This window comes from Flavitalea flava, from assembly GCF_054461575.1.
Genome location: NZ_JBTLQH010000060.1, coordinates 1 through 12,653, shown reverse-complemented (window position 1 = coordinate 12,653; position 12,653 = coordinate 1). Strand labels below are relative to the sequence as shown.

The following is a 12,653-nucleotide window of genomic DNA, read 5'->3' as shown; positions in this document are numbered from 1 at the left end:
GTGGACTATCTGATTCACCTGTCGAAAGATAAAAAGCTGAAAAAGCTGATTGATCAGCGGGAACCCTTCAGCCTGCGCAAACGCAAGGATATTCATCATTATCTCTGCGCTTCCATCATGAGTCAGCAGCTTTCCGTTAAAGTTGCCGATACGATCCACAAACGATTTTTAAATCTTTTCGATGGCCGGGTCCCTGATCCGGATGAGATCCTGTCTACTCCTCCGGAAAGACTTCGTTCGATCGGTCTCTCCAATGCAAAAGTAAGTTACGTACATAATGTAGCCCGGTTCGCACTTGAGCAGGGCATGGACCACCGGAACCTTCATAAAATGGATAATGAAGCCGTCATTACCTATATCACGCAAATAAAGGGAGTGGGGAGATGGACAGCAGAAATGCTGCTGATGTTCGGTTTGGGGAGAGAGGATGTTTTCGCTGTTGATGACCTGGGTATTCAGAATGCCATGATCAATATATATAAATTGGATAGAACAGACAAACGCACGTTTCGGGAAGACCTTTTACGCATCTCCGGTAAATGGAGTCCCTACAGGACTTATGCCTGTCTCCATCTCTGGCATTGGAAAGACAATACCCCCATAAATGTAAAGAAAAAGGCCGGAGGATAGTTTCCTACCCTCCGGCCCTTGCCTAACTTAACTTTATTTGGCAGGAGCTGCGCTTCTTACGAGTTTCAGCTCGCTGATAATATTGGGCGCGCCTCCCAGTTTGTCAATACACCACAATACATAACGGACATCCACACAAATGGTGCGGTTATATTGCGCATCGAAGGCGATCTTATGGCTGAGTGCCTCATAATTACCGTCAAAGGCAAGGCCGATCAATTCACCGTTTGCATTGAGGACTGGTGACCCGGAATTACCGCCGGTGATATCGTTCGTTGTAATAAATCCGACCACCAGGTCATTGCGTTGTTTGTCTATATATTGGCCGAAATCTTTTTTCCTGGCGAGGTCTACCAGTTTGGCCGGAAGATCGAATTCATAATCTCCGGGTACATATTTTTCCAGTACACCTTTAAGGGTGGTTACATAATCGTAATGCACTGCATCACGGGGATTGTAGGATTTGACATTTCCGTAAGAGACACGCATGGTAAACGTGGCATCGGGATAACGAATCTTTTTGGGGTCTTTCTCAATGACTCCTTTCAGGTACAATCTTCCCAATTCATTGTTGCTGGCCAGGAATTGCTGGTAAAAGGAAATGTATTTACCCTGCCAGTTCCGCAGAAAAGCATTGGCGTGGGCATTGGCAGGATCCGCCTGTAAAACGGTAGCGTCGGGAGCGGTGATAAAGGCATTCCACCGGGCATCGTCAAAGATCAGCGTATTTTTAAATACGGAGGCCGCATATTTTTGAAAGGTGCCCTCTTCCTTCAGATCGCCAAAACCTGCTTTAAGCCTTTCATAAAAACCGATGGGCTGCTGATTTTTATCTATGTCCGTATAATATAATTGGGTAATTGCGGCTAATATATTCTGATCGGATGCTTTATTTTCATCCTTCAGGAAATTTTTTCGAGTATCGTCCGCAGCCTTCAGGGCTTTTTTAATATCGCCACCTCCTGGTTTGACCAGGGCGTTTTCCAATTCCATGAGGGAGGCAGAGAACGCCATCAGGGGGCTTCCCAGGACTCCTTCCGTGATAAATACCCGGTGTTTAGAATAAGGACGCCAGGTATCATAGGCCTTTGACCATTCGCTAAAAATATTTTCATACTCCGTTTTCCCTTCGGCCCATTGCTGAAAGGCCGCTTCCTGGGTTTTTTTCTGATCGTAGATACCGTATTTGACCAATTGTTTGGACTCCCCGTCAAAGAATTTCCAATAATTGGCGATACCGGCATAACTGGACCCTAATTGCAGTTTAATGGCAGGATCCTTTCTCATTTCCTGGAACATATATTTCAAACGCAGTTCTCTCAGTTTTACCAGGGTGGGATTATCGATATCGATTTTTTGTTTTACCCCAAAGGAGGTCTCATAACGGTTGGTACCACCCGGATAACCATAGATCATGGCATAATCTCCGTCCTTCAATCCTTTCAGGGAGACAGGCAGAAAATACTTAGGTTTTAACGGAACGTCGTCCGTAGAATAATCGGAAGGCTGGCCGTTTTTGTTCGCGTATACGCGGAACACGGAAAAGTCACCGGTATGACGTGGCCATTCCCAGTTGTCGGTATCTCCCCCGAATTTGCCTACGCTTTCCGGCGGCGCTCCTACCAGGCGGATATCGCTGTAACGTTGATAAACAAAGACCAGGAACTGGTTGCCCTTAAATAAGGAGCTGATGCTCCCTCTGATGCTTTTTGAGCTATCCGAATAGCGGGTATTGATCGTTACAAGTACAGTCTTCAATTTAGCGGCCCTTTCTGCTCCGCTCAGTCCTTTGGCAGAATCTTCCACTTCCTTTGTTACATCTTCGATCCTGATCAGGAAATCGGCAGTTAGGCCCCGGGCAGGGATTTCTTCCTGCCTGCTCCTGGCATAAAACCCATCCCGCAAATAATTGTGTTCCACGGAGCTGGAGGAAGCGATAGCCTCGTATCCGCAATGGTGGTTGGTAAAGATCAGACCTTCATTGCTTACGATCTCTCCCGTACAGCCACGACCGAAAATAATGATAGCATCTTTGATAGATGCCTTGTTGAGGCTATAGAGCTGTTCCTTGGTGAGTTTCAACCCTTTTTTCACCATATCGCTGTAAACCTGCTCGCCCAGGAGGAGCGGAAGCCACATCCCTTCATCGGCAAAACCCCGGAAGATCATAGTGGACAAGACAATCGTCAGAAGAAACTTTTTTGGATTCATGCTGTTAATTTTTGCAGAAACAAACCTACTGGAAAAAACTAACAGCCCCAATTCAAAGAGCTTTTACCTCAACTTCCTCTACCAGCCGGGTATTTGAGTTCACTTCAAAATGCTGAACGGAATTGTCCTGGAAATTACGGATGATGAAGGTCAATTTACTATTGGAACTGGCATCTGCCACTCTGAATTTCTTATCGAAGGTCTTGTCGTTGTAGGAGCCCAGGAAAATCCGCATGCCATCGCCGTCCAGGACTTCCAGCGAAAATCGGGAGCCTGTTGTATTGTTGTATAATACATTAAAGAGCGGTTCTCCGTTCTGGCTGCCCAGGTAACTTACTTCTGCCGTGGTTGCGCTACCCGTATGATTTTCCCGGTTGCGGTCTTCCCCGGATGGTTCACAGGCGAAGGTGGACAGGCTGATGGAGCTAACTACGATGGTGAGGATAAAAAGACGGACTGCATTGCTGGTTTTAAAGATAAGCTGGTTCATAAAACTGGTTTTAAAGTATTAAAGAATAAGTGGTTGAAAACTGGTTGAAAGAAGGGTTGATGGATAGCCGGATCAAACCTGGTTTAATTTGTCTTTTTTATGGCGACCTCTTCTACAAAACGGCTATTGACATTAATGACAAAGGCCTTGGAAATATCGGCGCTCCGGTAATTGCGGATAATAAAACTGATCTTGTTCTTATCTGTCCTGGGAAGCCGGAATTGTTTGAAAAAGGTTTTTTCCGTAAAAATTCCATGGTACAGCTGCGCTCCTTCCTGGTCTTTGACCATGATACTGAACTTTTGGCCTTCCGGATTCTCATAGACAACCTGAAAGGCCAGGAGATCCCCTTCCGTGCCAAGGTATTTTATGGCAAATGGCCCTTCCGTTTTGCTGCTATCGGTAATTTCCGTCCCTGTTGGCTGTGTCAATGCTGCAGCCTGTACTTTTTCGGAGGATTGAGCCTTTGCCGAAAACATAAAAGAAAGGAAAAAAATAACCGGGATAAGTTTACTGATCGGTGAGGTAAGTGACTTCTTCATATAAAATAGTTTTTTGTGACGCGTAATATTCTATATGGATGAAGCAAACGTGATGGGGCAACTGTCAGGGGTAAATCAAACGGCAATCAAGGGAAAGACAAAAAAAATGGGGCAAGAAAACCGGGCGGCAAAATCAATCAGAAAGATCGGATGACGGGGAAGCAAAGGTCCGGAAGCAATCGTGGTATTGATGGGAAACAATCGGCTGGCAGCAGGTGGGATGGCCGAAAAGCGTTTAGATTAGTATGATTTAAAAATGACAGATGATAAAATTCTGCCTGTGGAACGCTTTTCTTTCGAATCTGAAACAAATATAGCAAATTATAACAGCAAAAACAAGCTTTCAATATGAAATAAATGTTAACTGGCCTGCATTATATTTATTGATAATATAATGCAGGCTTAGAACTTTAGATCTAGTCTTGTTTCTCATTGAGGGTTTTCCATAACAAATCCTTCAATTCTGTCAGGCCCTGGGTAGTAATGGAAGAAATAAATAAATGAGGTACTTCTGCAGGGAGTTCTTTGGAAATGGCTTCTTTTAATTCCTGATCCAGCATATCACTTTTGCTGATGGCGATAATGAAACGCTTGTGGAGGAGTTCGGGATTATATTTTTCCAGTTCTTTGACCAGTATCGCAAATTCCTCTCCGTGGTTCTTGCTGTCTGCAGGGATAAGAAAAAGCAGGATCGGGTTTCGTTCGATATGCCGCAGAAAGCGGTGACCGAGCCCTTTTCCTTCTGCTGCGCCTTCGATGATCCCGGGAAGATCGGCCATACAAAAGGATTGACCATCACGATAATCCACCATGCCCAGTTGAGGGGTGATCGTGGTAAAGGCATAGTCGGCGACTTTCGGACGGGCCGCAGTAATGGAAGACAATAAAGTGGATTTGCCGGCATTGGGAAAACCGACAAGCCCTACATCGGCCAATACCTTTAATTCCAGGACCTTCCAGCCTTCTATTCCATCCTCGCCGGGTTGGGCGTGCTCGGGAGCCTGGTTGGTTGGGGTCGCAAAACGGGCATTGCCCAATCCTCCGCGCCCTCCTTTTACCAGAATAACCTCCTGCCCGTCTTCCAGGATCTCTGCTTCTGTTTTACCCGTTTCTTCATCCCGGGCTATGGTTCCCAGGGGAACTTCAATGATAATATCCTTTCCGAAGCGGCCGGTGCAGTTGCTGCCACTTCCGTTCTCGCCATTTTCCGCCAGTACATTTTTATAATAGCGCAGGTGTAACAGGGTCCAAAGGTGTTTGCTTCCCCGTAAAATAATATGCGCTCCCCGGCCTCCGTCGCCTCCATCCGGCCCGGCCATGTCATTATATTTGGTATGCGCGAAATGTTTGCTTCCGGCTCCGCCGTGTCCGCTTCTGCAAAAGACCCTTATCTGGTCGACAAAATTTGATTTCTCCACTGTCTTTTTTATTCAATTGAGGTGCAAAGCTAACTAATCTAAACGGGAACCTCCCGCTGACTCTTTCCAGGGCCTGTAACCGGCTCCTGGGGGCGGTTCCCCCGGCTTCCCCGGGCTTGCGGCTTCCCCATTTTCCAGGGCGGGCAGGATTTTCGGTATTTCCTGCAGCGCCTCGCAGGACCCCCAGTTTTCCCGCATTTCCCCAGGTAATTCCTGGTAAAGTGTGGTTCCTGCTGTTTTCCACCGGATCATTTCATCGCTCACCTCTTTTATAACCTTACCCGGATTACCGACGACCAGGCTGCGGGGAGGGAACCTTTCACCGCCTTTGATGAAGGTCAAAGCCCCCACAATGGATTCATCCCCAAGGTCCACCTCATCCATGATGACGCTGTTCATACCTACCAGGCAGTTGCGGCCGATAGTCGCACCATGTATTACCGCACCATGGCCTATGTGGGCGCCTTCTTTCTGCCAGACGGTGGCCCCGGGAAACATATGGAGGGTGCAGTTTTCCTGGACATTACAGCCGTCCTCAATGATTATACGACCCCAATCGCCACGGATAGCTGCGCCGGGACCAACATACACTTTTTTGCCGATGACCACATTTCCGGTCACTGCCGCCTGTGGGTGAATAAAGGATGAGGGGTCTACAACAGGTGTAAATCCTTTAAAGGCATAGATCATGCGTTACTGTTTATTATTTAGTCAGTTGGATTAAGCAGATCAGACGGATCAATCAGATCGTCCGATTCGACTGATCAATCAGTTTTCCATTCTTCCTCTTTCCGGAAAACAGTCCCTTTAAAAAGAGCTGCCAGCTCACCATTTTCTTTTTCAACCCGGACCTCATAAATGCCGATCCGGTTACCCAGGCTCTTTTCTTCTGCGATGGCTATGATCTTATCACCCGCCAACAGGGGCCGGATATGGGAAATAGAAGTCTCTACGGATACCGCCTTTCTGCCCCGGCTGTTGGAGGCAAAGGCAAATGCGCTGTCTGCAAAAGAATAGGATATGCCGCCATGGGCTATCGCAAACCCGTTGCACATCTCAGACCGGATGGTCATACCCAGACGACAATAACCTTCTCTTTCCTCCAGTCTTTCAACGCCCAGCCACTGGCTGAAAAGATCCCGTTCCATCATCGCATCTATGATCCGGTTTGTTTTGTTATCCATATATCATTCTCCTTTGAAGTTGGGTTTTCTTTTTTCCATAAAAGCCCGTACCCCCTCGGAATAATCTTTGGTTTTAGCCGCTGCCTGCTGCAATTCATCCTCCAGCAATAATTGGGCTTCGAAAGAATTCGTACCGGAATAATTAAGGGCATGTTTGGTAAGAGCCAGGGCTCTCGTAGGCAGAGCGGCCAAGGTCGAGGCAAGGGTCTTCGAGGCAAGATCGAAGTCCTCGTCTGCAAAGACCTTATAGAGCATACCCATCCTTTCCGCTTCATCAGCGCCGACTTTATCGCCCAGCATAGCCAATGCGGAGGCTTTTTGCCAGCCGATCAGACGGGGCAGGAACCAGGTTCCGCCGCTATCCGGGATGAGGCCGATCTTTGAAAAGGCCTGAATAAAGGAGGCTGATCTGGTGGCCACCACAATATCACAGCACAGGGCAATATTGGCACCGGCACCGGCTGCTACGCCATTAACGGCCGCCACGACTGGTTTGGGCAGATTACGGATCCGGGTTATAATGGGGTTATAGTGTTCACCCAGAATCGTATCCATGCCGGGCCCGGAAGGATCGGTGACTTCAGCCAGGTCCTGCCCGGCAGAAAAGCCCTTGCCCGCTCCCGTGAGATATACAGCCCTTACTTCGTGGAGACTGGCACATTCATCGAGTTTGTTTTGCAGCAGGAGAGCCATTTCCCGGTTAAACGCGTTGAGCTTTTCCGGCCGGTTGAGTGTCAGAAAGGCGACATTGTTTTCAATGGTCAATAATACAGAAGCCATAATGGTATTGTGTTAGTGGCACTTAAAATAATCAAAGGGTTCCCGGCAATCCAGGCAACGGTATAAGGCTTTACACGCGGTACTTCCAAACTCGCTTATCCGTTGGGTATGGTATGAATTGCATCGGGGGCAGGAGATCGCTTCTTCCTGGTGGAACAATTTCGTATGGCATACCTGCTGAACGGGTGTTGGGGGAGCGATGCCATAGGCCTTTAATTGTTGTTTTCCCTTTTCACTCATCCAGTCCGTGGTCCAGGCGGGGGAGAGGACGGTATTGATCTTTACCTTCGGAAATCCATGTTGTAATAAAGCCATTTTTATATTTATCCGGATAACGTCCATGGCTGGACAGCCACTATAGGTAGGGGTGATGAAAACCTCCACCTGTTCCTGATCCACCTTTATATCGCGGATGATCCCCAGATCGGTAATGGACAATACCGGGACTTCCGGGTCTTTGACTTCCGCCAATAGGGACCAGATCTGTTTTGTCGATATGTTATTCGTCTCCGGCATTTTTTGTCATTCAAAATCGATTCCGTTAATTCGCCAGGATTTTTTACCACTCGCAACCTGGGTAGGCTCTTTGCAGGAATTGCATTTCTACAAGGATATATCCTAATTTTTCTGTGTGTTTACCTTCTTTGCCACCGGTTTGCATCCAGGTATCTGCCGGGACTGTCATACCGGCCTGACCGAATACATCCTTTACCCTTTCTTCCCATTTGGGTTTGAGCGTAGTAAGGTCTGTTCCAATGCCTTCCATTGCCAGCCTTTTTTCATAAGGCGCAGGTGCAAATAATTCACCGGTAAATTTCCAAAGATCTTCCAGGGCCTCTGAGATTCGTCTGTGGCTTTCATCTGTTCCGTCACCAAGGCGGATCACCCATTCGCTGCTCCAGCGCAAATGATAGGTCGTTTCTTTCAGGGCCTTTTCGCTGATGGCGGCCAGCTCGCTGTCCGTACTTAAACAAAGACGTTCGTAAAAGTAATACTGGTATCCACTGAAAAAGAATTGACGCAGAATGGTTCTTGCCCAATCTCCGTTGGTCTGTTCCACCAGCAGGCTGTTTTTAAAATCCCAGCTGTCCCGGAGATAAGCCAGAGAATCTTCCGAAACCTCACCTACCCTGGTTCCTTCTGTAGCGGTTGGGTTGATCAGCTTTGCTGCGTATTGATAGAAGTTCCTGGCTTGTCCGATTAGATCCAGGGCAATATTGGAAATGGCGATATCCTGTTCCAGGACGGGACCATACCCGGTCCATTCGCTATTGCGATGCCCCAGGATAAGACTATCGTCAGCCAGGTGTAAAGTATAATCGATGAGGTCTTGTTGATGAGCCATGTTTACATGTGCTTTAATTCGTCGGGTAAATCATAAAAAGTCGGATGACGGTATATCTTATCGTTGGCAGGATCATAAAAAGAGGAGGCTTCGTCCGGATTGGAAGCATGGATATATTTGCTTTCCACGACCCAGATGCTCACGCCTTCCATGCGCCGGGTATATACGTCACGGGCATTTTCTATGGCCATTTGAGCATCTGCGGCATGCAGGCTGCCGACATGTTTGTGATCCAGCCCCTGTTTGCTCCGAATGAATATTTCCCAAAGTGGCCAGGTGCCCCCGCCCCCTGAAGGGGGTGTTTGTAACATGGAGCTATTTTCGTTAGTTGTACTCATTTCAAGTCTTTGATTTAGTCTTTTCTTCAGATTTCCTGGCCGGGGAAACGGCCATAGCTATTTTACGAAAACTGCGGATGAGGCCCTTACTCCCCCTTCAGGGGGTTGGGGGGTGGCTCTTCTTTTTTCCGCATGTGCCATGGCGGCTTCCCTTACCCAGGTTCCGTCTTCATGCGCCTTGACCCGTGCCGCCAAACGTTCTTTATTACAGGGACCATTACCCTTGATAACATTTTTGAACTCTTCCCAGTCTATGGCGCCGAAATCATAATGTTGTTTTTCTTTATTCCAGACCAGGTCCGGATCGGGAATGGTCATACCCAGCAGTTTGATCTGTTCAGCGCAGATATCAACAAAACGCTGCCGTAATTCATCGTTGGTAAAACGTTTGATCTTCCAGCGCATACTTTGCGCCGTATGGGGAGAAGCATCGTCATTTGGCCCGAACATCATGACCGAAGGCCACCACCAGCGATCGATCGCGTCCTGGCACATCCTTCGCTGGCTTTCGCTACCCCTGCTGAGAACGAGTAATATTTCGAAACCCTGCCGCTGATGAAAACTCTCTTCTTTGCAAATGCGGACCATGGCTCTTGCATATGGACCATAGGAGGCCCGGCAAATGGGTACCTGGTTCATAATGGCAGCCCCGTCCACCAGCCATCCGATCGCTCCCATATCCGCCCAGGTCAGGGTTGGATAATTAAAGATGGAAGAATATTTTGCCTTGCCGGTATGCAGTTGATCCAGCATTTCGTCCCGGCTGATATTCAGGGTTTCGGCGGCACAATAGAGATACAGGCCATGCCCTGCCTCATCCTGTACTTTCGCGATCAGCGTAGCCTTCCTTTTGAGGGTAGGAGCCCTGGTAATCCAGTTGCTCTCCGGCAACATCCCGACGATCTCGCTATGGGCATGCTGGGAGATCTGCCGTATCAGCGTCTTCCGATAGGCATCAGGCATCCAGTCCTTCGGTTCGATCCGGATATCCTGGTCGACCTTATCCTGGAAAATCTTTTCCAATTCCTGCACAGACATAGGTAAAAATTGAAGGGTAAAGATAGCCGTTTTTCAGCAAAAAACTAACAAGTGTTAGTGAATCGGATTGGCATCTCATTCCCCCCGCAGACTCTCCACCGGATTCATCAGTGCCGCTTTCAGCGCTTGAAAACTAACGGTAACGACGGCAATACAGATGGCTCCGACGGCCGACCCGACAAATACCCCCACCCCCAAGTCGATGCGGTAGTAATAGCCGTCCAGCCAATGCCGCAAAAAGTAAAACGCCAGGGCGGAAGCAATCACGCAACTGATGCCCACCAGGACGATAAAATCTTTTGTGATGAGTACAAGGACCTGCGATACGGAGGCGCCGAGCACCTTTCTGATGCCGATCTCCCGGGTACGCTGTTCGGCGACGCAGGCGATCAGGCCAAAGAGTCCGAGGCAGGAGATAAAGATGGCCAGGGTGGCGAAAATGCCGGCCAGCCTGCCGACCAGTTTTTCAACAGCGAACTTTTCGGCATATTTTTCATCCACAAAATGATATTGGAAGGCGTAGTCCCGGTGATACTTAGTAAAGATCGGTTTTAGCCGCTCCATTGCCACGCTGGTGCTGACATTGGGCGAGAGCCTGTACATGGTGGTGAAAGACCAGCCAGGCTGCCACACATAAATAGCGGGCTCTGCGGGTGCGAAGGGGGCATTTGTCAAAACATCCTTCACCACACCAACCACCCTCAGGTTGCGAGGTACCCAGGACAACTGCCAGTGTATGATTTGATTCAGCGGTTGATTGAGCCGCATCCGCTTCACGGCAGCCTCATTGAGAATAACGGAGGCAGAGTCGTCGCCTGCATTGCCGGTGAAATTCCTTCCGGCCACCAGTTGCATCCCGACCGTCTTAAAATAATCCGTGTCGCCTACCGCCATACCAGCGGATAATAGGGCCTCGTTCGGCAGCTTGCCAGGCCATGCATCTATAACATTGTGTGAATAGACATCTGTGACGGGACTCAATGACTGGGTAATGCTGGTGACTACGCCTGTCTCCAGGACCTCCTGTTTCAGGGCTGCAAAGGGCATACCCCACCCTTCGGTAAAAAGAAGCCGGTTAGGGTCATAACCTCTCGGTCTGTTTAGTCCATATTGTATCTGCTGGTACACGACGATCGTACTGCTGATGAGGGCGATCGAACAGGTGAATTGCAACACCACCAATACCTTTCTGGACTGGATGGCCGATGCTCCTATGCTGATCTTCCCTTTGAGTACTTTGACCGGTTGAAACGACGACAGGTAGAACGCCGGACGGCTTCCCGCCAACAGACCCGTAAGCAGGACATAGCTCACCATGATCAGCCAGAACCAGCCATTGGTATAGGGGATGTCGATCTGCGTTCCTGCCAGGGCATTGAAGGATGGTAATACCAGCTGGATCAGGAGTAGCGACAATACAAAAGAGAGAAAAGTGAGTATCACCGATTCCATGAGGAATTGTCCGATAAGCGCTTCCCGGGAGGAGCCTATCACTTTTCGGATGCCGACCTCCCTGGCTCTTTTTTCGGATCGGGCGGTGGAGAGATTGGTAAAATTGATACACGCGATAACCAGTACCAATATCCCGATGACCCCAAACATCCAGATATAGTCGATCAGTCCTCCTGAGGCCACGCCGTTCTTATAGACGTTATACAGATGCCAATCTTCCATGGGCTGCATGATAACCTGCTGCTTCAACATGCTATACGTGGTGGGGGCATATTTCTCAACCAGTCCTTTGATCTTCGGCGCCACCTGAGCGTAGTCCACATTGGGTTTGAGGGAAGCATACAGCTTAAATAAATTATGGTTCCAATTCGTGCTGGACATTCTCACCCATCCGGTGGCAAAATAACTCCAGGGTAAAATGACGCCAAACTGCAATGTGCTGTTGGGAGGCAGATCCTTTAATACGGCGGTTACCTTAAAATTCACAAAGTTGGAGGCGCAGACGACTTTTCCCATGGGATCCGTATTGCCGAATAGGGCCTTGGCGACAGATTCGGTCAAAACAATGGAATTGGGGTCGCTTAGGGCCTTATCAGCCCTGCCTTGGAGGATAGGCAGTTGGACGATCTTGAGGAAATCTTCGCCGGCAGTCAATTCTACGGGAGAGATCTTTTTGTCGCCTACCCGCAATATATCGGATTGGCTGCCATAATTGTCGGGGCCGAATGCCAGGGCCGTGCAGGCGATCTCCGGTATGTCGTTCTTCAAGGCGTCTGCCAGGGGAATGGCTATTTCCGGCTGGGTGCTGACGGCTCCATTGTCCAGGAAATTGTACTTCACCTGGTAGGCTTGCGCGTAGCCGGGCGTAAAGCGGTCGAAGCTGCACTGGTAATATATCCAGAGGCCGATCAGCAAGGCCACGGCCATGCCAATAGCCAGGCCGAAAATATTCAGGCCGCTGTATACTTTGTTCCGTACGATGCCGCGCCAGGCAGTCTTCAGATAGGTTATTAGCATACTCAGTCGGCAGCCAAGAAAATGCCAGATTTATTGGGCCTTGTTTATCAATAAGTTGACGATATTTTTTTGGCTTTTAAATGTCCGATAATGAACAGCAATTGTGCACTTATAGACAAGATTGGCACCAATTTAAGGAATGGGGCAAGGGGTTGCCTAATGCATGATATGATAAATAAAAGATCGATAAAGCCTGAAAGCATAAAAT

At 48.6% G+C, this 12,653-nt stretch carries 13 protein-coding genes; 1 reads left to right on the top strand and 12 read right to left on the bottom strand.

Translation table 11 applies throughout. The features are described 5' to 3' along the window. Window positions 1-630: a DNA-3-methyladenine glycosylase family protein gene (locus ACX0G9_RS28915; RefSeq protein ID WP_459068469.1), complete on the top strand. Its 630-nt coding sequence runs from the start codon at window positions 1-3 to the stop codon at window positions 628-630. A gap of 33 nt (window positions 631-663) precedes the next feature. On the opposite strand, the gene ACX0G9_RS28910 is transcribed toward ACX0G9_RS28915, so the two are convergent. The 12 genes from ACX0G9_RS28910 to ACX0G9_RS28855 all read right to left on the bottom strand — a co-directional run bounded on the left by ACX0G9_RS28910 (window position 664) and on the right by ACX0G9_RS28855 (window position 12,445). Next, a complete protein-coding gene (locus tag ACX0G9_RS28910) occupies window positions 664-2,841 on the bottom strand; it encodes a S46 family peptidase (RefSeq protein WP_459068468.1) in 2,178 nt (725 codons plus the stop codon). Between the two features lie 52 nt (window positions 2,842-2,893). Beyond that, window positions 2,894-3,331: a hypothetical protein gene (locus ACX0G9_RS28905; RefSeq protein ID WP_459068467.1), complete on the bottom strand. Its 438-nt coding sequence runs from the start codon at window positions 3,329-3,331 to the stop codon at window positions 2,894-2,896. Between the two features lie 83 nt (window positions 3,332-3,414). Continuing rightward, window positions 3,415-3,873 (bottom strand): hypothetical protein, encoded by a 459-nt coding sequence (locus ACX0G9_RS28900; protein WP_459068466.1) that lies wholly within the window; start codon window positions 3,871-3,873, stop codon window positions 3,415-3,417. A 416-nt stretch (window positions 3,874-4,289) separates the two neighbouring features. Further along, complete coding sequence (gene obgE / locus ACX0G9_RS28895) at window positions 4,290-5,291, bottom strand: GTPase ObgE (RefSeq protein WP_459068465.1); 1,002 nt, start codon at window positions 5,289-5,291, stop codon at window positions 4,290-4,292. Window positions 5,292-5,324: 33 nt separating this feature from the next. Beyond that, complete coding sequence (locus tag ACX0G9_RS28890; RefSeq protein WP_459068464.1) at window positions 5,325-5,981, bottom strand: acyltransferase; 657 nt, start codon at window positions 5,979-5,981, stop codon at window positions 5,325-5,327. Window positions 5,982-6,055: 74 nt separating this feature from the next. After that, on the bottom strand, window positions 6,056-6,475 hold the full coding sequence (locus tag ACX0G9_RS28885; protein ID WP_459068463.1) for a hotdog fold thioesterase: 420 nt from the start codon (window positions 6,473-6,475) through the stop codon (window positions 6,056-6,058). 3 nt (window positions 6,476-6,478) lie between these two features. After that, the gene (locus ACX0G9_RS28880) at window positions 6,479-7,255 is read right to left on the bottom strand and encodes an enoyl-CoA hydratase-related protein (protein ID WP_459068462.1); all 777 of its coding nucleotides are present in this window, start codon (window positions 7,253-7,255) and stop codon (window positions 6,479-6,481) included. Window positions 7,256-7,267: 12 nt separating this feature from the next. Beyond that, a complete protein-coding gene (paaD, locus tag ACX0G9_RS28875) occupies window positions 7,268-7,771 on the bottom strand; it encodes a 1,2-phenylacetyl-CoA epoxidase subunit PaaD (RefSeq protein ID WP_459068461.1) in 504 nt (167 codons plus the stop codon). A gap of 43 nt (window positions 7,772-7,814) precedes the next feature. Beyond that, on the bottom strand, window positions 7,815-8,600 hold the full coding sequence (gene paaC, locus ACX0G9_RS28870) for a 1,2-phenylacetyl-CoA epoxidase subunit PaaC (protein ID WP_459068460.1): 786 nt from the start codon (window positions 8,598-8,600) through the stop codon (window positions 7,815-7,817). A 2-nt stretch (window positions 8,601-8,602) separates the two neighbouring features. Further along, entirely contained in the window at window positions 8,603-8,938 is a 336-nt protein-coding gene (gene paaB, locus ACX0G9_RS28865; RefSeq protein ID WP_459068459.1) for a 1,2-phenylacetyl-CoA epoxidase subunit PaaB, read from the bottom strand. A gap of 57 nt (window positions 8,939-8,995) precedes the next feature. Next, a complete protein-coding gene (gene paaA, locus ACX0G9_RS28860; protein ID WP_459068458.1) occupies window positions 8,996-9,976 on the bottom strand; it encodes a 1,2-phenylacetyl-CoA epoxidase subunit PaaA in 981 nt (326 codons plus the stop codon). A gap of 75 nt (window positions 9,977-10,051) precedes the next feature. After that, window positions 10,052-12,445 (bottom strand): ABC transporter permease, encoded by a 2,394-nt coding sequence (locus ACX0G9_RS28855; protein WP_459068457.1) that lies wholly within the window; start codon window positions 12,443-12,445, stop codon window positions 10,052-10,054. Window positions 12,446-12,653 lie beyond the last annotated feature (208 nt).

Coding starts and splice junctions, on each gene's coding strand:
- ACX0G9_RS28910 (WP_459068468.1), bottom strand. CDS start 2,841: ATGAATCCAAAAAAGTTTCTTCTGACGATTGTCTTGTCCACTATGATC.
- ACX0G9_RS28905 (WP_459068467.1), bottom strand. CDS start 3,331: ATGAACCAGCTTATCTTTAAAACCAGCAATGCAGTCCGTCTTTTTATC.
- ACX0G9_RS28900 (WP_459068466.1), bottom strand. CDS start 3,873: ATGAAGAAGTCACTTACCTCACCGATCAGTAAACTTATCCCGGTTATT.
- ACX0G9_RS28890 (WP_459068464.1), bottom strand. CDS start 5,981: ATGATCTATGCCTTTAAAGGATTTACACCTGTTGTAGACCCCTCATCC.
- ACX0G9_RS28885 (WP_459068463.1), bottom strand. CDS start 6,475: ATGGATAACAAAACAAACCGGATCATAGATGCGATGATGGAACGGGAT.
- ACX0G9_RS28880 (WP_459068462.1), bottom strand. CDS start 7,255: ATGGCTTCTGTATTATTGACCATTGAAAACAATGTCGCCTTTCTGACA.
- paaD (WP_459068461.1), bottom strand. CDS start 7,771: ATGCCGGAGACGAATAACATATCGACAAAACAGATCTGGTCCCTATTG.
- paaC (WP_459068460.1), bottom strand. CDS start 8,600: ATGGCTCATCAACAAGACCTCATCGATTATACTTTACACCTGGCTGAC.
- paaB (WP_459068459.1), bottom strand. CDS start 8,938: ATGAGTACAACTAACGAAAATAGCTCCATGTTACAAACACCCCCTTCA.
- paaA (WP_459068458.1), bottom strand. CDS start 9,976: ATGTCTGTGCAGGAATTGGAAAAGATTTTCCAGGATAAGGTCGACCAG.
- ACX0G9_RS28855 (WP_459068457.1), bottom strand. CDS start 12,445: ATGCTAATAACCTATCTGAAGACTGCCTGGCGCGGCATCGTACGGAAC.